We start from the raw sequence: 18,556 nt of genomic DNA on the forward strand, positions 1-18,556 counted from the left end.
CTCGAAGATTTTCGAGACGCCCTCAGGTTTTTGGGTGCCTATTTGGTCAACGGCACGATATTATCGCCCAAACCGCCATGCCTTTGCATAAAGCGCTTGATATTGCGGGCGGCCTGGCGAGTCCGTTGTTCGTTTTCCACCAATGCAATGCGCACGTAATTGTCGCCATATTCGCCAAAGCCAAGCCCAGGCGCCACAGCCACATCGGCTTCCGTGATCAAAAGCTTGGCAAACTCAAGTGAACCCAAATGGGCGAACTGATCAGGAATCGGTGTCCACGCGAACATGGTGGCTGGGGGTGAATTTACTTCCCATCCAGCCCGGCCGAAGCTTTCCACCAGCACATCGCGACGATGTTTGTATATTTCGCGCACCTCAGCGATGCAGTCGTCTGGCCCGTTTAGGGCCGCGGCGGCCGCCACTTGGATTGGCGTAAATGCGCCATAGTCGAGATAGGACTTCACGCGCTTGAGCGCCTTGATCAGCCGCTCATTGCCCACAGCAAACCCCATGCGCCAGCCGGGCATAGAGAAGGTTTTGGACATGGAGGTGAATTCCACAGCGATATCCATCGCGCCCTCTACTTCAAAAATGGAAGGTGGCGGCGTGTCGTCGAAATAGATTTCGGAATAGGCCAAATCGGACAAGATGAAGATTTCATGTTGGCGGCAATAATCCACCACCTCTTTATAGAAATCCAAATCTGCCGTGTAGGCCGTTGGGTTGGCCGGATAATTCAGAATCAAAGCGATTGGCTTTGGAATCGAATGGCGTACGGAGCGATCAAGCGCCCGCATAAATTCCTCATTCGGCTCAGCTGGCATAGAGCGGACCACGCCGCCGGACATAATAAAGCCAAAGGAATGAATCGGATAGGTGGGGTTGGGCACCAACACCACGTCGCCCGGCGCTGTAATGGCTGACGCCATGTTGGCGAAGCCTTCTTTAGAGCCAAGTGTCGCCACAACCTGGGTGTCCGGGTCGAGCTTCACGCCAAACCGACGGCCATAATAGCTGGCTTGCGCCTTGCGCAGCCCCGGTATGCCTTGGGATGAAGAATAGCGATGCGTTCGCGGGTCCTTCACCGTTTCCTGCAGCTTTTCAACAATGTGCTTTGGAGTTGGCAAATCGGGATTGCCCATGCCGAGATCGATAATATCCTTTCCCGCCGCTCGCGCCGCCGCCTTGATCGGATTGATATGCTCAAACACGTAAGGGGGGAGTCTGCGAATACGGTGAAATTCTTCGGTCATGGTTCCTCTTTCGACCTCGATGTTGAATGCACGCCACGTTTTGCGGCGCACTCCATGCTTAAGATGATAACAAATTATGGTTTTTAAATGGATAAGAAGATTTGCAAAGCCAGATTCGCGCATTTATGACATGCACTTCTGCAGAAAACCAGTTGCAAACAAATTGGTTGATAAGTGGCCGTTCGCGCAACAAGCATGACAATTCGAAATTGACGCCCGCCCCATTTTTGCAATTAGTACATGACGTTGCAAATAGTACGCCAAGCGTACGAACAGAAATATGAGTTGTCTATGCGTGCTGAATCTCTTGAAAATATCCACCGCCTTGCCCATCGACATTGGATGAAACACACCGCCGAACTGGGGATGAGTTATAGCGAGTTTGAATATCTCAGCGCCGTTTTTGAGCAAGCTGAGCTTTCAAAGGATAAAGACTTTCACGGCCAACATCTGCACGACATTGTCAGCGCTATGGGGGTCAATAAAGCGTCAGCTAGTGCCATGATGGATAAGCTGGAAAAGCGCAAATTGGTGAAGCGAAAGCCCTGCAAGAAAGATGCCCGCGCCCAGCACATCGTTCTGACGGCAAAGGGCGAGGAATTTCGGCTTGCTGGCAAAGCCGCTTATGTCGCCTTGGAAACGGCCGTTGGCGAGGTCGGGTTAGCAGCAGAGCCAATCGTTGCCGAAGCGACGCCGGCCCCTACTCCCAAAAAGCCGACAAAGAAGAACGACGCCAAGAAGGACAAAGCGACTCCCGACGCCGCCAAACAAGCCGAATTCGATGCCTCACAACTCACATTGTTTGGCTAGCGAACATCCCCAGATTGACCGGATAAAGCGAATCCGTGTCGTCATAATCAAGGGGCAAGGCTTTGTCATTTTGTGCAATCATTTGAAGATTGCGGAAGCTTGCTCTGCCTTTACCCGACAGCAATAGGCCGAAGAAGATCTTCTCCGTTTCATTTGGAATAAATAGCTCGATGGCCACATCCTGCCAATCTGCGGTCCCCTTGATCGAACGGTCCGGCTCAGGCGTCTGCATATTGTCGAACGCCAGTCGCTCGCGTTCCGCACCGTCGGCACGCATCCATAGGCTCGCGCTATCGGCATCTTCGGTCTTGATTTGTCCTGAAAACCTCAATGTTGTGTCTTTAAAGCGGTCCGCTGAGAAAAACTGCATCAGCGTTGCATAAGTTCTGGGACGCTGTTTTTCGCACTCGATTGAGACTGTTCGTGGCGCTTTTTCAAAGTCAAATTGATAGCAAGTGCTGAGATATTCTCCGTGGGCAAACCAGCCGTAGGGCAAGCTATCCCGGTCTCGATTTGTGTTTAGCTTTGCGCTCAGATGATTCCAGCTGATCTCTCCTGTCAGCTCGGAGATTATTTCAAGGCATTGCCCGTGCGACAGGTCGATATCGCGCTGTTTTAGAGATTGACGCAGCCTTTTGGCCAGCGCTTTGGCATGGTCAGAAAAATAAGTCATGGTCGCCTCATTTGCGACGATTAAAGCCAGTTGCGCAAATTACTGAACATCGTCGCTGATGTGACGATTTCATTTTTGACATACGCCTTCACCATTCCCAAAGGGATTGCGCAGGCAGGTGGCGAAAACCTTGTGTAAAGCTACGCCGTCCTGATGGATTGTCAAGAGTTAGAGGGGCATCATCACTTGTTGGAAGCCTGCATTTTACACGTTCGGATGCCATACCGTATTGCCGTTTCGGCCGAAATTCCGCGACCTTTAGCGTGAATTATTCGATAGCCGAACAGACAAAAACCAACACTACAGGTCTTTCTTCATCCAATATTTTGTTGTGCCATTGGGGAACGTGATTTCTCCAAACACAGCAAAGCCGAACTTTTCATAAAATGGCCGCGCTTGAAAATCGAATGTATTCAGATGAGCCATCTTTGCCCCGCGGCGCTTAGATTCCGAAAGGGTCGCGTCTAGCAATGCTCGGCCAAGCCCATTGCCCTGATGTGAATCCTTTACCCATAAGGTGTCGATTTCAACCGCCCCCATTCTCGCGCGCGCCCAAATACCTGCGATTATCGTGTTGTCGGTGTCACGCTGAATAAAGCCAAAATTATCTGTCGGCATTTCAGGATTTTGCCGCGCATTGAATTGGCGTAGGCCGTCAAAAAGCTTTTCAAGGATCAACTCATCGTCGGTAAAAGCTTCAAAAGCGTGCATTTCCTACGCCTCATGCGCAATGCTTAAGGGAACAACGCCACTTGTTGGAGGCCCGTTGTTTCTTCAAGGCCGAAGGCGATATTGAAGTTTTGGATCGCCTGCCCGGCGCTGCCCTTCACCAAATTGTCCAATGTGGCGATGACAATGACACGGCCCGGAATACGGTCCTCAAACACGTTGATTTTACAAAGGTTTGAGCCACGCACCATATTTGTAGAAGGGAACACGCCATCCTCCAATATTTGGACAAATGGTTCATTGTCGTAGCTGGCTTTCAGGCGCTCGCGGACATCAGTTGCCGTATGGCCTTCGGCCAGTTTCAAATGGCATGTCACCAACTCGCCCCGGCTCATAGGAATGAGATGCGGCGTGAAGCCAACAACGACGTCCTGCCCGGCGGCCAAACTGATCTCCTGATCCAACTCCGCGCTGTGCCGATGCGAAGCCACAGCGTAAGGCGACAAGCTCTCGCCTGCCTCCGCGAAAAGCGTATTTTGTTTGAGGCCACGCCCTGCGCCACTCACGCCGGATTTGGCATCAATAACAATGTCTGCGGCATCCACCACTTTGGCCTTTGCCAAGGGAATCAGTGCCAGCAATGCTGCTGTGGGATAACAACCAGGACAAGCAATGATGCGTGCTTCTTTGATTTCGTCGCGATAATGCTCGGAAAGGCCATAGGCTGCCTTTTGTTGCAAATGCGGCGCAATATGCTTGTTGCCATACCATTTTTGATAAGAATCGGGATCACGCAACCGATAGTCAGCTGACATGTCGATAATGCGCGGCCGATCATGGTTTTCCACAATCTCAGCAATGATTGCTTGTGATGTCGCGTGCGGCAGTCCGCAAAACACAACGTCGAATTCATCCCAATTCATGTCATCTGTCTGTTGTAATTGGGGCAAACCTAACCCATCTAGGTGGGGAAACACCGCACCCAAGGGTTTCCCAGCATGGGTGTTTGCGGTTAAAGCAGTGAATTCAAGTTGAGGATGCAGGACACCCAATCGCAATAAATCTGCCCCGGTGTAGCCGGATGCGCCTAGGAGTGCTGCTTTGAGCTTCGTGCTCATATCTCTTGCCCTTCTTGGTTGATTATGCGAAAGAAAATGTCCAGAAAGCCGTTCTACTTGCTTGAAAATGTAAAGTAAATGGGCTGAACTGCGTGAATGGTTCGGCATTTCGGCGGAAGTGAGGGTTCAAATGGCAAAACGTATTGCTGTTGCCACGATTGGCACGCAGGGTGACGTCCAGCCTTATGTGGCTCTGGCTATGGCGCTGCAAGATCGTGGATATGATGTTGTTCTTGGCGCACCGGATGATTTTAAAGACATGATTGAAAGTCGCGGGCTTGAGTTTTACTCGCTCGGCGACAAAATTCAAAACTTTCTGCAGCAATCTGACTTTGAAAACGCAATGAGCCAGAACATGCTGGTTAATATGCCTTCGCTGTTGGCCAAAGGGCAGAAAATTGTGGAAACGGCCGCGCGGCATTCATGGGAAATGTGCCAGGGTGCGGATGCATTGGTGCTCAACATGAACACCAGTTTCGGCATCGATATCGCCGAGGCGCTTGATATTCCTTCTGTGATGGCAGCGTTGCAGCCACTCAACTCCACTGAAGAATTTCCGCTTTGCGCTTATTACGGCCCGGATCTGGGCAAAACATTCAACAAGCTCTCTTATTCAATCATGAATGTGCAGCAGCTTTATTACGACATGCCGCGCAACCGACTGCGCAAGGAACTCTTGGGCCTGAAGCCCCGCAAAAAAGGTGGCTTTTTTAAAGACACGCAAGGCAACGACCTTGAAACGCTCTATGCCTATTCAGACCATGTGTCGCCGCGCCCGTCGGATTGGCCGGAAAGCGCGAAGGTTACCGGATATTGGCAATTGAATGATAATACCGGCTGGGAACCGAGCGAGCGCTTTAAAGCTTTTTTGGCAGCAGGTGAAAAGCCGATCTATGTTGGATTTGGCTCCATGCCCTTTGGCGCTTCGCGCAATACAGAGATTTTGAAAGAAGCCGTGGCCAAATGGGGTGGTCGCGTGGTGGTGGCGCGTGGTTGGGGTGGCATTAATCCTGACGATTTGCCGGACACCATCTATGCCATTCGCAAAGCCCCACATGATAAGCTTTTTCAACATGTGCGCGGCGTCGTGCATCACGGCGGTGCAGGCACCACGTCTGCTGGCCTGCATCAGGGCTTGCCCACCTTTGTGGTGCCGCAAACAGTGGACCAACCCTATTGGGGACGCCGTGTATACGAGTTGGGCTGCGGCCCTAAGCCTGTTCGCTTGCGTAAACTCACCGCAGACGATCTGGCAGATGCCTTGCGCCTTTTGGCCAACACCCCTGAATATGCTCAGAATGCACAAGAATTGGCTCAAAAGCTTCATGCCGAAGATGGCTGCGAAACCGCCTGCGATCTGATTGAAGACATAATGGACCGTTATCAGCTGCACTCTGCCGCACAACCACAACGGTCCGCTCAACTTTAGCTTTTTAGCTTCTTGCTCAGTTGGTAGCTATAAGCAGAGATGATGATCAAGGCAGCAACCAAGCCAGAAATCAGGATTGCGAAATAAAACGGTGCGGCGACCTCCAGAAGCGCGGCAAACAGCACACACCCGATCCCGACCAACATAAAAAACCATCCCGCAAACAAATTGGTTTGCGCCCACACGCGCTCATTTCTCAGCGTCCACGGGTATCGGATGCCAAATGCATTATTGGGCTGGCTTTTGGGCAAATAATTGCCAATCACAACCAACAATAAGCCAATAGCCATTGTGATGATCCGTGGCACATTGAGACCCACACCCAGCCCCGTGAGCAGCATGATCATTTCCAGCAAGATAAACAAAGCCAGCATTGATGTGGTCAATGGCGCTAACCAGCTGCCTTTTTCTCGCCGACCGATCGCCAGCGCCCCCGCAAAAAAGGCGAGAGACAGAACCGGCCCGATCAGCAATGCCCATTTCGCTGGCCAACGATTGTCAACTTCGCCCCATAGGTTCCAGTGTATGGGCACTGGCTGATTGGGATCGAGCATAATGTAGCCCAAACCTGCAATGGCGCAGATCGCGATGATTTGTGCCGTGTGGACACGATTCAAAATTCTACTATTCGTCATTTTTGTCTCCACCAAAGTCGATGAGTTCGGCCAATGCCCGTTCTAAAATGCTCATATTCAAACTATAGATGATTGTGTTTTTATCCCGCTTCGTGCTCACCAAATCCGCCTTTTTGAGTTTTGCAAAATGGGTCGACATGGTGGGTTTGGTCAGGTCAAACATGCCTGCCAACTCCCCTGCCGATTGCGGACCACGCTTCAAGCGCTGGATGATCTGGCGCCGCACCGGATGCGACAAAGCTTCGAAAACTAAATTCATCTTTCACCTTATTTGATGCCTATCTAATTAGATAATTATCTAATTAGAGTCAAGGGACAAATCGAAAGGGCCGCCGCACTGCGACCTTTCATTCACAAGTATGGGTTGGCCGGGAGTTTTTTGTTCAATGCGCTAGCGTGCGATGAAAACGCACAAAAAAAGGGCCGCCCATGGCGACCCTCGAAATTTCGAAAAGCGATAGAATTAGCGCTTTGAGAACTGGAAAGAACGACGTGCTTTTGCGCGACCGAACTTCTTACGTTCAACAACACGGCTATCCCGTGTCAGGAATCCACCTTTTTTCAGGACAGCGCGAAGCTCAGGCTCAAAGTAAGTCAAGGCTTTTGAAATGCCGTGACGAACCGCACCAGCTTGACCTGACAAGCCGCCGCCAGAAACAGTGGCAACGATGTCATATTGGTCTTTGCGCTCAGCAGCAACGATTGGCTGCTGCAAAACCATCTGCAAAACAGGGCGTGCAAAATATTTATTCATTTCGCGGCCATTCACAGTGATTTTGCCTGAACCAGGCTTAATCCAAACCCGGGCAATCGCATCTTTACGTTTACCAGTTGCATAGGCACGGCCCTGATCGTCCAACTTTTGAACGTAAACAGGGGCTTCATCAGCGGCAACTGCTGTGTTTACTTCGCCGAGTTCCTCAAGCGAATTGATGGTCTCTTGTTCGGCCATGTTATTTCACCCGCTTGTTTTTGGCATTGAGAGAGGCTGCGTCCAACACTTCTGGAGCTTGAGCTTCATGAGGATGCTCAGCGCCTGTGTAAACGCGCAAGTTTTTCAGCTGCTGGCGGGCCAAGGGACCGCGCGGCATCATGCGCTCAATGGCTTTTTCCAACACACGCTCAGGATATTTGCCAGTCAACAAATCGCGCATTGAACGCTCTTTGATGCCGCCTGGGTGGCCGGTGTGCCAGTAGAAAATCTTGTCATCAAGCTTCTTGCCGGTATATTTTACCTTTTCAGCATTGATGATGATTACATTGTCGCCGCAATCCATGTGCGGCGTGTAAGATGGCTTGTGCTTGCCGCGCAAACGAGTGGCAACAACAGCTGCCAAGCGGCCCACAACCACGTCAGTTGCGTCGATCAAGATCCACTTTTTCTCGATCTCGCTCGGTTTCGCCGAGTAGGTCTTCATTATGTATTTCCTTGATTGGTCGAGAAAGGGGCAAACGGCCCCTATTCCGTCGGTTCGGCGCAGGATTTAGGCTACTTTTGAAGGCACGTCAACAAAAAAGTTTTTATGCCTATATTTCAACATCTTACGCAAGCGGTATTAAAATACCTCTAGATTTCTCTTTTCATATCAGCGAGATAGGCCACAATGGCGCCAAGCAGCAAAAAGGCGGTGACCTGATGCGCCAAAGCGAGACTGAGTGGCACGACATAAATCAGCGTAAAAATGCCCAACAGGATTTGAATAATCACCAGCGCCGCGATCACCAGCATCCAGGCGTGGACGCCAGCAAATTGAGTATTTTTCCAGGCACGATAGACCAAAATCGCCGCAAACAGGGCTATGACATAGGCAAATGTGCGGTGATTGAACTGAGCTGTGGTGATGTCCTCAAACGCGTCCAACCACATGGGCGTTGAGGTGTAGATGTTGCTTGGCACCAAACCGCCGTCCATCAAAGGCCATGTGTTGTAGGCAAGCCCCGCATCCATGCCGGCAACAAATGCACCTGCAATAAGCTGGATGAAGACAAGGCCACCAAACACCCACACGAGCGGGCGCCAGCCCTTTTCAACCCAAATCGGATCAACATGGCGCAGGCGACGGACCACCCAAATGATGGCCAAAAACAAGATACAGGCCGCACTCAAGTGCGTTGCCAATCGGTATTGGGAAACATCGACGCGCTCAGTCAGCCCGGAGCTCACCATCCACCAGCCTAAAAACCCTTGAAAGCCGCCAAGGATAAATAGAATGAACAAAGAAGGCGCAAGCTGCCAGTTCAAGCGCTTTTGCGCCAGAAAGATGACGAATGGAATGGCAAAGGCCAATCCGATAACACGCCCCAAGAAGCGGTGTCCCCACTCCCACCAGAAGATAAACTTAAACTCTTCAAGGCTCATGCCTTTATTGATGAGCTGGTATTCTGGGATTTGCCGATAGGCTTCAAGCTCTGCTTGCCAATCGGCCATGCTGAGCGGCGGGATCATGCCCGAAATGGGTTTCCACTCGGTGATGGAGAGACCGGAATCCGTGAGGCGCGTTGCGCCGCCAACGGCCACCATGATCAAAATCAGCACGGCAAGGCAATAAAGCCAAATTCGCACGGGGCGCAGTTTGTCTTGTGATTGAACGCTAATCGAGGCGGTCGAGCTCATGTGGCACTCACAACTTGTTAATTTGGTAGAGTGTGGTAAAGCCTTTGGCGTTGCGGCGCAATGCCAGTTTTTGCCGCAGGCCCGGTCATGAATGAGGACAAGATGAAGCGTCGCACAAAAAAACTATTGGGCATTCCCCTGCTGGTCGCAATTATGATCACTTATGCTGTGTTGGGCGTCTTGCTTTATGAATTCGCGTTTATGCAGCTGCCCAATTGGGTGCAGTTGATTTATTTCGCGGTTGCTGGGTTTGGCTGGTTTGTGCCAGCGACATGGGCCATCAAATGGATGTCAGCCCCCGGCCCCGGCGAAAATGAAGATCCTTACGCCTAGCATTTTCAGCCGGTTAGCTGATATTGACGCGTTTCATGCCTGCTTGCGCCGTGAAGATCGCGCCGGTCAAAAACACATCCAAAAAACGTTGCTCTTGGAAATAGCCATTTAGCGAAATGCGGGGTAACGCCGTTAAATGTTGTGCATGATCATGATAAAGCCCGCCGGGGCGTGTGGTCACAGCCGTTTCAACGCCTAATTCAGCCGCCAATTCGAACTCGCGCATGCCCGCCGAAAGTGGCCCGCCAAGCGGGTAGGAGAAATGAGTTGGGCGTTTCCCAAGTTTTTCTTCCAGCACATCGAATGAGCGCAAAATCTCTGCCCTTGCCTCTTCTTTTGGTAGTTTTTTCAATTCAAAATGATGAACTGTGTGTGCACCAATGGTGCAGAGTGGCTCGGCCGCAAAGGATTTAAGCTCATCCCATGACATGATCAACTCTTCACACTGCTTGCGCAAATCATATCCATATTGGTTTGCAAGTTTATGCATCAGGGCCACGCGATCAGGCTCAGGCACTTTGCGCATGTGCCAGTAGATTTCATCAAACGCGGTCGATTTCTCTTCGGTGGTTTGGGTGGCAAACTGCATTTGCTGCTCACCCAAGGTGATCTCGACGCTTGGATTTTGCGCGATTATATCCTCAAGCGCTTGCCACCAAATATCGCCCTCCCCGTCGGGAAATGCCGTGGGCACGAAAAGGGTGAAGGGACAATTGTGCTTCTTCAGGATCGGCAGCGCAAATTGCAGATTATCGCGGTAGGCATCGTCGAATGTGAATACGGCAAATTTTTTGGTTTTGTCCGATGCTTCAATCCGCTTGCGGGCTTCGGTCAGGTCGACAATATCAATATCGTGGGTGCGGCAGGCCATAATTGCCTGCTCCAGAAACTCAGGTGTTATTTGCAAAATTGCATTTGGCGAAAAGGCTTGTGGCCCATCTGGCAAAACACGGTGAAGCGTAAAAATAACGCCTTTGGACGCTGAAAAAAGGCGAATGAGCCCGGTGAGACGCGTTGCGGCCAGCACTTCGAAGCCAGCCTTTAGAACTTTATACTTTAAACCAGCCACAAAAGATCCGTTGCTTTGGATTAGGCGACGTCTGTGTCGCGCTCATTGAGATCGGTGATACGGCAAAACCCTAAACCAAGGCTTCTGGCGTCATCGCGAATTTTATCAAATTGTGCGCGATTTATGCCCTCGTTCGGCAAAACAAGGTGCGCGCCGCTATCGGCAAAAGCGACAATTGGAGACCGTGCACCCAACTGGCCGCACTCAACAATGACAAAATCATAAAGCGCCCCAAGCGCATCAATCAACAGCATGAAATCAGGCGAGTTAAACCGCAGGCGATCTTTCGTGCCCCATGGGACGAAGAAAAGGTTCTCTTCGCGTCCGCCGTGGATAACATCCCCAAATTCCGCTTCATTTTCGCACAAATCGGTGAGGCCCTTGGTTGAGGGCAGATGATCAGCTCCCCCAGCATTGACCACGACAGCGGTTTGGCCGTTGGCGGCAATATTGGCCATCAATTCGGCCGCTAATCTTTGATCGCCACGACCTGCACGCGGTGTTGCCACCAACACAACATGCTGCTGCGACAACGCCAATTCGCTAAGTACTACAGGCAAATCATCCGCAATTTTAGTCTCTTTGTGGGCGATCTTGTGCACATCATCTTTTGCAAAAACATCACCATGCGGCGCGGTCTGCGGCGCACGTTCCGGCATCTTATGTTCATCTGGTATATCTGCTGTTTCTGTCTCGGCAGGACGTGGCGCAGCAACCGGTGCCGCAACCATTTCGCGGCCCTCGGCTTCGGCTTTACCCTGACGCAAATGTACCAAACGACCAGACGCCAATTCTCCAACAATGATCGATCCAATCTGCACCACAAGCGTAAGCGCTGCCGCGACAATTGTGAGCATCGTTTTCTTTGGTGACGCTGGCGTGTTCGGCGCGCTTGCGGTTGAGATGGTGCGTACATCCGGGAACGTCGCGCCGCTATTGGTGCGGGCCGTGGCTTCACTCAATCGTGCCAAGAATGTATTCAGCAGGTCGCGCTGAGCGCTGGCCGCGCGTTCCAAATCTGCCAATGTCACGCCAGAGCGCTCTGCGCTGGAGGCGGACAGTTTCAAGCGGGTCAAATCATCCTGAAGCGACTTTTCAAGTTCTTCTTCAATCTCGGCTTGCGTGGCCAAGGCTTGCGCAATGCGACGACCTTCGGCGGCAATTTGCTTATTAATGTCAGAGATCTGCGCGTCCAACGCTTGAATTGTGGGGTGGTCATCCAAAAGCGTTGCGGCGCTTTCAGCGCGAGAGGCTTGAAAGTTTGCTTTTTGCTCAAGCATGCGTTGAACAATCGGGGACTCGCGAACATCCGGAACAGATTCAAGGGGTTGTCCCTTTTTCAGCAAGTCCTGAATCAAGCGCGAACGTGTCGCCGCCGCGTTTTTGCGCTCACTCGTCGCGCTGATTTGCCTTGAAATTTCTGAAAGCTGCTGCCCGAGCAACGAGTTATTGCTTTGCCCCGTGAACAAATCATTGTTCACTCGAAATTCGGCAACTTTGTTTTCGGCGGCTGTCACGTCGCGGCGCAAACGATCAATTTCCTGCTCAAGCCATTTGGTGGCGTTCGCTGTGTCTTCAATTGTAAGATTTGAACGACGCTTCTCCAATGCCGTTGCCAAGGCATTTGCAATTTCTGCAGCGGTCTGCGGGCTTTCCGACCGATAGGTAATGTCGATCACCCGGCTATCCCGCGCACGTGCGGCAACAATATTGCTGTTAAGTTTATTGACGATCCGATCATCCAGGCTTTTGGGAGACGCTGTTTTTTCCCGTCCTAAAAGCCCCATCAAGCTGGACATCAGCCCACCGCTTGACTGTGTAAATTCAGGATTTGAACGCAAGTCCAATTGATCAACAACCTGCAGCAACGTCTCGCGTGATTTCAGCAATTGGATTTGACTGGCAATTGCCGCATCATCAGCGGCCTGTCGTGATCCGCCCTGTTGGCGGTCAGAACTGCTGATAAAGCTATCAAGGCGTGCCTCAACCAGAATTGACGCCGTGGCATCATATTTGGGTGTCATCATGGATGTGAGCACATAAACAGCACCCGCAATGATCAAGGTCACAATTAAAATGCGCGGCAACCGCTTTAAGATTGCCCCCATTAAATGGTGAATATTGATCTGTACGTCTTCGTAGCTCGAGGCCCCATTCTGGGTCATGCGCCGAATCCTTCATTGCTGTGCGTGCACGTCGTTCTCCATACATGCCCCCTTATGGTAAGCATTTGGTTAATCCGGACATCCATTGCACGCACAATTGCATACGGTTTTCGAGCAAACTTTGCTTATTGTTAACTATAATCCGGCATGGATATAGCAACTGTAATCAAGTGGGTTCGACTATGCGTTTTGTTCAGCTTTTGCTTTTGACGGCTTTAATCGCTCTTGGCGGGTGTGCGAATTTGGGCAAACCGACATTAGACACTCAACCCCCAAACGTCCCCTATCGGCTGGATACAGGCGATGTCATTCGCGTTTCTGTTTATAATGACACGCAATTGACCAACACCTACGGTATTGATGATTCTGGATATAGCTCCATGCCATTGGTTGGCCGAATCTATTTGCGCGGCAAAACCACAAACCAAGCCAGCGCGTTGATCACAGCGCGGCTTGCCGAAAGCTATTTGCGCGACCCCAATGTCGCAGTGGAGGTCGCTACCTATCGGCCGTTCTTTATCGAAGGCGAAGTCGCAAGTTCAGGGCAGTTTGCTTATGTCTATGGCATGAATGTGCGCGACGCGATCGCGGTGGCCGGTGGCTTCACCGATGTGGCCCAACGTTCAAGCGTTACCCTTTATCGCAAGCAAAACGGACAAGTGCTGGAGCAAAAGGTTCCGCTTGATTTCGTCTTGATGCCAAGTGACACCATTGTCGTGCATGAGCGCTGGCTTTAACACTTCCAACAAAGGTCGATAGTTGTCGTGAAGATCCTTCAGATTTTACGGGCGCCTGTTGGCGGATTATTTCGCCATGTCAGTGACTTAACCAAAGGCCTTGATGCCGCGGGTCACGAAGTGGCCATTGTTGTTGATGAGCTTTCAAAAGACTCTCAAACCGATGAGAAGCTGGCCGCTCTGGCCCCCCATGCGCAGCTCGGCATCCACGAAATGCCCATTCCGCGGTTGTTTGGTGCCGCTGATCTGACCACACCGTTTAAAATACGCGGACTGGTACGAGCACTCGACATCGACATTGTGCACGGACACGGGGCAAAAGGCGGATTTCACGCCCGGTTAGGTGCCATGGGTTTAAACGCTAAAGCGTTCTATACACCCCATGGCGGCGCGTTGCATTTTTCCAGTCGGTCGCCCGCCGGTTTCGTGTTTCATCGCCTGGAAAAGCTGCTGGTTCGCGCCAGTACCAAAATCATTTTTGAAAGCGCCTACGCCCAAAAAACATACAATAGAGCCATTGCTGACGTGGGCACCCGCGGTATTGTTATTCACAACGGCTTGGACGAAGCTGAATTTACGCCAGTTCCCAGCGACAATTCTTTTGATTTCGTATTCGTTGGTGAATTGCGCGACTTGAAGGGCATCGCCTATCTGCTAGAGGCTTTTGCCACGCTATGCACCCGCACGGATAAAGAGTTGCGGTTGCTGATGATTGGTGATGGACCGCACCGCGAGATGTTTGAAACCCAAGCACGCGAACTAGGCATTGCGGACAATGTGACCTTTGCAGGTGCCAAACCCGCTGTTCAAGGATTTGCGCACGCAGAAAACGTCATCGTGCCTTCACTTAAGGAATCACTGCCCTATATCGTGATGGAAGCGATCGCGGCCGGCAAACATGTTATTGCGACAAATGTTGGCGGTATTCCAGAGATCTACGGCCCTTGCGCCGATGAGCTTATCCCGGCAGCCGATTCCAATGCGCTGTTGGAAAAAATGAGTGAAGCGTTGGCGCGCTCAGCCCAAGAGCAGCCTGCCGATCGCCGCCTATTTGAGTATGTGCACCAAGAGTTTGTGACCAGCCAGATGGTTTCGTCAATTCTCGCACAATACGAATCTGCTCAATAGATTATTAACCCTCTGCTTTCACTCGGTTTTCACTCTCCTCCCCTATATTTCGCGACAGTAGAGGTTTGGGGAATAATATGTTTCGAATAGATCCAAAGCGTGTCGTTGCGGAATATGTGGGCAATAATCGCGGAAATGGCGATAAAAAATTGACGGCGCTCGCACAAAAAATTGCTGATGCGCCAGTTGAGCCCGCCATTTCCAGCATGGTGATTGTGGGGACAGTGCAGGCCATTGAAACCGCTTTGCTTGGCCTACTGGGTTTCATCATCTATTTTGTCTATGTCGGCAATGAAGAATTTAGCCATTATGCAGCGCTGATTGGCATCTCTTTGTTGATTTCATTGTTTGCGTTCAACATCGCCAACTCGCACGAGATTAGCGTTTATCGTACCCGGATCATCCAAACCAGCCGCGCCTTTGGCGCTTGGTCAGCCACACTGGGCCTTGTGCTGGTGGGACTGTTTTTGGTCAAGTTGGGCGAATATTTCTCACGCGTTTGGCTGGTGAGTTGGTTTGGCCTGGGTGCACTCACAATCGTTGTGTTCCGCTATTTTGTGCGTGAGAAGGTGATGGAATGGACCGGGCAAGGTCGGCTCAAGCGTCGCACGGTGATTGTCGGCGGCGGGCATGAAGCAGAGTTTTTGATCGAAAGCATCCGCCAGACCGCCGTGAACGACATCGAACTTCTTGGCATGTTTGATGACCGGGCCGACAAACGCTCTCCTGATATTGTCGCCGATTGCCCGAAACTGGGCAAGGTTGCCGATTTGTTGGAGTTCGCCCGCCAAACGCGCGTCGATCTCATCATCGTGTCGCTGCCCGTATCTGCTGAGGCGCGCGTTTTGCACATGGTGAAACAACTTTGGGTTCTGCCCGTAGACATCCGCCTTTCCGCGCATATGAGCAAACTGAAATTCAAGAACCGTGCTTATTCGTTTTTGGGTGATGTGCCTGTTTTCGACATGGCCGACCGTCCGATTTCGGACTGGAATCTTGTGGTCAAATGGATTTTTGACAAGAGCGTCGCTTTGTTTGCGTTGCTGCTGTTTTCGCCCGTTATGTTGATTACGGCCATCATGATCAAGCTCGACAGCAAGGGCCCCGTGTTTTTCAAACAAAAGCGTCACGGGTTTAATAACGAGCTGATCGAGGTGTATAAATTCCGGTCGATGTATACGGATATGTCGGACGCAAAAGCGTCAAAGCTGGTCACCAAAGATGATCCGCGCGTAACAAAAGTTGGACGATTTATTCGCAAGACTTCACTTGACGAGTTGCCGCAATTTCTCAACGTGTTGCGCGGTGAGTTGTCTATTTGCGGCCCTCGCCCCCATGCGTTGCAGGCAAAAGCCGCCAATGAACTTTATCATGACGCCGTGGACGGTTATTTCGCCCGACATCGGGTGAAACCGGGGATCACAGGTTGGGCGCAAATACATGGCTGGCGCGGTGAAACCGATACCACCGAGAAGCTGCTGCAGCGGGTGAGCCACGATCTGCACTATATCGAAAACTGGTCGATTTTTATGGATATCTATATCCTGTTCATGACACCGATTTCTTTGGTCAGCAAAAGTGAAGGCGCCTATTAAGGCGCCTCTCGCGTCTCAGGTGGAATGGCATGAGCATCACCACACCTCTTTCAAATGACACCACCGATCGCGGCGTGCCTCTTTTGGCACATGCTGCGATGCGGTTTTTGGTGCCTATTTGGATCGGGAGTGGCTTTTTCGTTCTATTTGAGCCCGCGCCCTATGAGCTTTTGTTTTTCGCGGTGTTCGCGCTTGCCATCGTTGGCGGGATGAAAATGCATTGGCGCACCAACAATCTGTTGATCGCCATTCTTTGCTTTATCCCGCCTGCCTATATCGCCGTGACGCAAATCAAATATGGCACGCTTATGGAAGCGTTGATTTTCACCACGGTCACGCTGTTCTTGATGCTCACAGGCTATTTCATCGCCAATTATGTTAGCGAAAACCCGTGGCGGCGCATGCGCACGATCAACAAGGCGTATTTGTTCGCTGCATTGTTGAGCGCCATTTTGGGGACCACCGCCTATCTGGGCATCTTGCCTGGCGGCGACATTTTTCTGCGCTTCGGCCGCGCCAAGGCAATGTTCAATGACCCCAACGTTTATGGTCCGTTTTTGATGCTGCCCACGGCCTATGTGTTTCAACGCATTCTTTTGGGCAAACCCAAAGACATGTTGGTGAACAGCATCTTCTTTCTCATCCTGTTCGTGGGAATTTTTGTTTCCTTTTCACGCGGCGCATGGGGACATTTGGTTGTTACAGCGGGCTTGGTCTTTCTGTTCAATTTTCTGCTCGAAGCCACTGCACGTGAAAAACTACGTATGATTGTTTTGGCCATTCTGGGAACGATTGGTTTGTTCATCGCATTGCTCGGCCTTTTATCCATCCCTGAAGTACAGGAACTCTTCGTGCAGCGCTTTGCGTTGGTGCAAAGCTATGATGGTGGTGAAACCGGTCGGTTTGGACGTCAGGCCTGGGGCTATGCCCTCGCGTTGCAAACGCCATTGGGCACGGGCCCATCACAGTTTTCGTCTATGCGCATCACTGAAGAGCCGCATAACACCTATCTCAAGGTGTTTTTGGATTATGGCTGGTTCGGCGGCATGGCGTTTGTTTGGATGGTGTTGATGACACTTAATCGCGGCATTCGCTGCATGGCCATCGCTTCGCCCAACCGCTTGCTGCTGATCCCGGCCTTGGCGACCTTTATCCCCCTTAGCATCGAGGCGGCGATCATCGATGTTGACCATTGGCGGCACTATTTTTTGGTTATGGGCGTCATTTGGGGGGTCACCTCAGGTTATGACAAAGTCGGCCCGCCCCGCGCGGAACGTTACCTGCCGTAGTCAGCCGTGAGTCGCCAGATAATTCTCAATGAGTGGCACGCCGCGCGGCACAAAATCCTTAGCCATTTCGGCGGCAAACGGTGATGAAATGTGCGACCCAATCCAGGCGGTGAGCGCCATGCGCCGCAGCATAATCATCGTCTCCAGCTCGGCTTCATCTTCTTTTGAAAGCGCATGGATTTCACGGTAACCCTTCAACCAAGCATCCCGCAATTGCGGCACCTTTGGGCTATCTTCGATGAACGAGATTGCGGCGGCGAAGTCGTAAAGATACCAGCAATAGCCGCAATCGTCGAAATCGATCAACTTGGTTTGGTCCCCGTCGATCAACAGATTGGCCAACCGCATATCTGCATGAATGAGGCCGTAGCGTGCTTTTGATTTACCGAATGCTATGAGCCGTTGGCGAAGCGTTTGGTCCAACTGCTGATAAACCGCGCGGCGCGCGTCCATAAGCGGCGCTTTGCGCCAATCGCCCCACAATCCGTCTGGATCAAGAATTGTGTTTTCCGTCCATTGCAGCCGTTCAAAACCGTCCGGCGGTGTCCAGCTTTGCACATGTTGATGCGCCTTTGCCGCCAGCCGTCCTAGCTCTTCAAACGAATGTTGCAGATCGTCATGCTCGCTAGGCTCACGGCCCGTTTCAAATTCAAACAGCACCATAAACTGAGCGGGAACTTCAGTATTGATGTTTACAGGTGCCGATTGCAGGGCGGCGCTGTTCGCGCCAGGGATGGGCGTGGGCGTAAACATGCCTTTGTCGCGGCGTAGCGCTTGCATCCACGCCAGTTCAGACTGAATTGCGGCTGCGCTGTTATAGCCATAGCGGTGCACCCGCAGCACAGATTTATTGCCGTCCGGGAGCGTCAGCAAAAAAGTCGCGTTCTCTGTGTGGTTGATCAGCTGAAAATCAGCGCGCTGCCACGCAGGCCAAAGGGCCAAAGCCGCCGCCAATTTGTTGGCGCTGATTCCGGTTTGCTCAATCTGATCGTGCATAATGCCCTTCCCGCTTGGGGTGTGGGCATAACGCATAAATGTA

At 51.5% G+C, this 18,556-nt stretch carries 19 protein-coding genes; 7 read left to right on the top strand and 12 right to left on the bottom strand.

The window, feature by feature from the left end; all coding sequences use genetic code 11:
* Positions 1–38: 38 nt before the first annotated feature.
* On the bottom strand, positions 39–1,253 hold the full coding sequence (locus MXMO3_RS11135; RefSeq protein ID WP_027835446.1) for an LL-diaminopimelate aminotransferase: 1,215 nt from the start codon (positions 1,251–1,253) through the stop codon (positions 39–41).
* A 291-nt stretch (positions 1,254–1,544) separates the two neighbouring features.
* Here MXMO3_RS11135 and MXMO3_RS11140 point away from each other — a divergent pair, with 291 nt between their 5' ends.
* The gene (locus MXMO3_RS11140) at positions 1,545–2,063 is read left to right on the top strand and encodes a MarR family winged helix-turn-helix transcriptional regulator (RefSeq protein WP_162889231.1); all 519 of its coding nucleotides are present in this window, start codon (positions 1,545–1,547) and stop codon (positions 2,061–2,063) included.
* Here the strand turns inward: MXMO3_RS11140 and MXMO3_RS11145 are convergent.
* From MXMO3_RS11145 to argC, 3 genes are all read right to left on the bottom strand, one after another.
* Positions 2,047–2,736, bottom strand: coding sequence for a glyoxalase superfamily protein (locus MXMO3_RS11145; protein ID WP_117395909.1), 690 nt, complete (start codon positions 2,734–2,736; stop codon positions 2,047–2,049). The genes MXMO3_RS11140 and MXMO3_RS11145 overlap by 17 nt on opposite strands.
* Before the next feature lie 300 nt (positions 2,737–3,036).
* Positions 3,037–3,447 (bottom strand): GNAT family N-acetyltransferase, encoded by a 411-nt coding sequence (locus tag MXMO3_RS11150; RefSeq protein ID WP_117395910.1) that lies wholly within the window; start codon positions 3,445–3,447, stop codon positions 3,037–3,039.
* A gap of 23 nt (positions 3,448–3,470) precedes the next feature.
* Complete coding sequence (gene argC, locus MXMO3_RS11155) at positions 3,471–4,523, bottom strand: N-acetyl-gamma-glutamyl-phosphate reductase (protein WP_117395911.1); 1,053 nt, start codon at positions 4,521–4,523, stop codon at positions 3,471–3,473.
* A gap of 130 nt (positions 4,524–4,653) precedes the next feature.
* Here argC and MXMO3_RS11160 point away from each other — a divergent pair, with 130 nt between their 5' ends.
* A complete protein-coding gene (locus MXMO3_RS11160) occupies positions 4,654–5,952 on the top strand; it encodes a glycosyltransferase (RefSeq protein ID WP_051213825.1) in 1,299 nt (432 codons plus the stop codon).
* Here MXMO3_RS11160 and MXMO3_RS11165 read toward each other — a convergent pair.
* From MXMO3_RS11165 to MXMO3_RS11185, 5 genes are all read right to left on the bottom strand, one after another.
* A complete protein-coding gene (locus MXMO3_RS11165; protein ID WP_117395912.1) occupies positions 5,949–6,587 on the bottom strand; it encodes an SdpI family protein in 639 nt (212 codons plus the stop codon). The genes MXMO3_RS11160 and MXMO3_RS11165 overlap by 4 nt on opposite strands.
* Positions 6,577–6,846, bottom strand: coding sequence for a metalloregulator ArsR/SmtB family transcription factor (locus tag MXMO3_RS11170; RefSeq protein ID WP_117395913.1), 270 nt, complete (start codon positions 6,844–6,846; stop codon positions 6,577–6,579). The genes MXMO3_RS11165 and MXMO3_RS11170 overlap by 11 nt, the downstream gene beginning before the upstream one ends.
* A gap of 204 nt (positions 6,847–7,050) precedes the next feature.
* On the bottom strand, positions 7,051–7,539 hold the full coding sequence (rpsI, locus tag MXMO3_RS11175) for a 30S ribosomal protein S9 (RefSeq protein ID WP_036222633.1): 489 nt from the start codon (positions 7,537–7,539) through the stop codon (positions 7,051–7,053).
* A 1-nt stretch (position 7,540) separates the two neighbouring features.
* Entirely contained in the window at positions 7,541–8,005 is a 465-nt protein-coding gene (gene rplM / locus MXMO3_RS11180) for a 50S ribosomal protein L13 (RefSeq protein WP_027835452.1), read from the bottom strand.
* A 149-nt stretch (positions 8,006–8,154) separates the two neighbouring features.
* Positions 8,155–9,201 (bottom strand): COX15/CtaA family protein, encoded by a 1,047-nt coding sequence (locus MXMO3_RS11185; RefSeq protein ID WP_117395914.1) that lies wholly within the window; start codon positions 9,199–9,201, stop codon positions 8,155–8,157.
* A gap of 102 nt (positions 9,202–9,303) precedes the next feature.
* Between MXMO3_RS11185 and MXMO3_RS11190 the strand changes: the two genes are divergently transcribed.
* Entirely contained in the window at positions 9,304–9,534 is a 231-nt protein-coding gene (locus MXMO3_RS11190; protein WP_162889232.1) for a DUF2842 domain-containing protein, read from the top strand.
* A gap of 13 nt (positions 9,535–9,547) precedes the next feature.
* On the opposite strand, the gene MXMO3_RS11195 is transcribed toward MXMO3_RS11190, so the two are convergent.
* Both MXMO3_RS11195 and MXMO3_RS11200 read right to left on the bottom strand, forming a co-directional pair.
* Complete coding sequence (locus MXMO3_RS11195; protein WP_117395916.1) at positions 9,548–10,603, bottom strand: polysaccharide deacetylase family protein; 1,056 nt, start codon at positions 10,601–10,603, stop codon at positions 9,548–9,550.
* A gap of 20 nt (positions 10,604–10,623) precedes the next feature.
* Positions 10,624–12,768 (bottom strand): exopolysaccharide transport family protein, encoded by a 2,145-nt coding sequence (locus MXMO3_RS11200; protein ID WP_117395917.1) that lies wholly within the window; start codon positions 12,766–12,768, stop codon positions 10,624–10,626.
* Between the two features lie 182 nt (positions 12,769–12,950).
* Between MXMO3_RS11200 and MXMO3_RS11205 the strand changes: the two genes are divergently transcribed.
* The 4 genes from MXMO3_RS11205 (at position 12,951) to MXMO3_RS11220 (ending at position 17,517) form a co-directional block, all read left to right on the top strand.
* Complete coding sequence (locus MXMO3_RS11205; protein WP_027835457.1) at positions 12,951–13,505, top strand: polysaccharide biosynthesis/export family protein; 555 nt, start codon at positions 12,951–12,953, stop codon at positions 13,503–13,505.
* 27 nt (positions 13,506–13,532) lie between these two features.
* Positions 13,533–14,633: a glycosyltransferase gene (locus tag MXMO3_RS11210; protein ID WP_117395918.1), complete on the top strand. Its 1,101-nt coding sequence runs from the start codon at positions 13,533–13,535 to the stop codon at positions 14,631–14,633.
* A gap of 77 nt (positions 14,634–14,710) precedes the next feature.
* Entirely contained in the window at positions 14,711–16,228 is a 1,518-nt protein-coding gene (locus MXMO3_RS11215; protein WP_027835459.1) for an undecaprenyl-phosphate glucose phosphotransferase, read from the top strand.
* 29 nt (positions 16,229–16,257) lie between these two features.
* On the top strand, positions 16,258–17,517 hold the full coding sequence (locus MXMO3_RS11220) for an O-antigen ligase family protein (protein WP_117395919.1): 1,260 nt from the start codon (positions 16,258–16,260) through the stop codon (positions 17,515–17,517).
* On the opposite strand, the gene MXMO3_RS11225 is transcribed toward MXMO3_RS11220, so the two are convergent.
* Positions 17,518–18,513 (bottom strand): phosphotransferase enzyme family protein, encoded by a 996-nt coding sequence (locus MXMO3_RS11225; RefSeq protein ID WP_117396795.1) that lies wholly within the window; start codon positions 18,511–18,513, stop codon positions 17,518–17,520.
* Between the last annotated feature and the right edge of the window lie 43 nt (positions 18,514–18,556).

The organism is Maritalea myrionectae (genome assembly GCF_003433515.1).
GTDB classification, from domain to species: Bacteria; Pseudomonadota; Alphaproteobacteria; order Rhizobiales; family Devosiaceae; genus Maritalea; species Maritalea myrionectae.

Bases quoted from the DNA above. Each gene is read 5' to 3' on its own strand.
- MXMO3_RS11215 (WP_027835459.1), top strand. From the start codon at position 14,711: ATGTTTCGAATAGATCCAAAGCGTGTCGTTGCGGAATATGTGGGCAAT.
- MXMO3_RS11150 (WP_117395910.1), bottom strand. From the start codon at position 3,447: ATGCACGCTTTTGAAGCTTTTACCGACGATGAGTTGATCCTTGAAAAG.
- argC (WP_117395911.1), bottom strand. From the start codon at position 4,523: ATGAGCACGAAGCTCAAAGCAGCACTCCTAGGCGCATCCGGCTACACC.
- MXMO3_RS11140 (WP_162889231.1), top strand. From the start codon at position 1,545: ATGCGTGCTGAATCTCTTGAAAATATCCACCGCCTTGCCCATCGACAT.
- rplM (WP_027835452.1), bottom strand. From the start codon at position 8,005: ATGAAGACCTACTCGGCGAAACCGAGCGAGATCGAGAAAAAGTGGATC.
- MXMO3_RS11165 (WP_117395912.1), bottom strand. From the start codon at position 6,587: ATGACGAATAGTAGAATTTTGAATCGTGTCCACACGGCACAAATCATC.
- MXMO3_RS11205 (WP_027835457.1), top strand. From the start codon at position 12,951: ATGCGTTTTGTTCAGCTTTTGCTTTTGACGGCTTTAATCGCTCTTGGC.
- MXMO3_RS11185 (WP_117395914.1), bottom strand. From the start codon at position 9,201: ATGAGCTCGACCGCCTCGATTAGCGTTCAATCACAAGACAAACTGCGC.
- MXMO3_RS11160 (WP_051213825.1), top strand. From the start codon at position 4,654: ATGGCAAAACGTATTGCTGTTGCCACGATTGGCACGCAGGGTGACGTC.
- MXMO3_RS11200 (WP_117395917.1), bottom strand. From the start codon at position 12,768: ATGACCCAGAATGGGGCCTCGAGCTACGAAGACGTACAGATCAATATT.
- MXMO3_RS11190 (WP_162889232.1), top strand. From the start codon at position 9,304: ATGAAGCGTCGCACAAAAAAACTATTGGGCATTCCCCTGCTGGTCGCA.
- MXMO3_RS11135 (WP_027835446.1), bottom strand. From the start codon at position 1,253: ATGACCGAAGAATTTCACCGTATTCGCAGACTCCCCCCTTACGTGTTT.
- MXMO3_RS11145 (WP_117395909.1), bottom strand. From the start codon at position 2,736: ATGACTTATTTTTCTGACCATGCCAAAGCGCTGGCCAAAAGGCTGCGT.
- MXMO3_RS11220 (WP_117395919.1), top strand. From the start codon at position 16,258: ATGAGCATCACCACACCTCTTTCAAATGACACCACCGATCGCGGCGTG.
- rpsI (WP_036222633.1), bottom strand. From the start codon at position 7,539: ATGGCCGAACAAGAGACCATCAATTCGCTTGAGGAACTCGGCGAAGTA.
- MXMO3_RS11170 (WP_117395913.1), bottom strand. From the start codon at position 6,846: ATGAATTTAGTTTTCGAAGCTTTGTCGCATCCGGTGCGGCGCCAGATC.
- MXMO3_RS11225 (WP_117396795.1), bottom strand. From the start codon at position 18,513: ATGCACGATCAGATTGAGCAAACCGGAATCAGCGCCAACAAATTGGCG.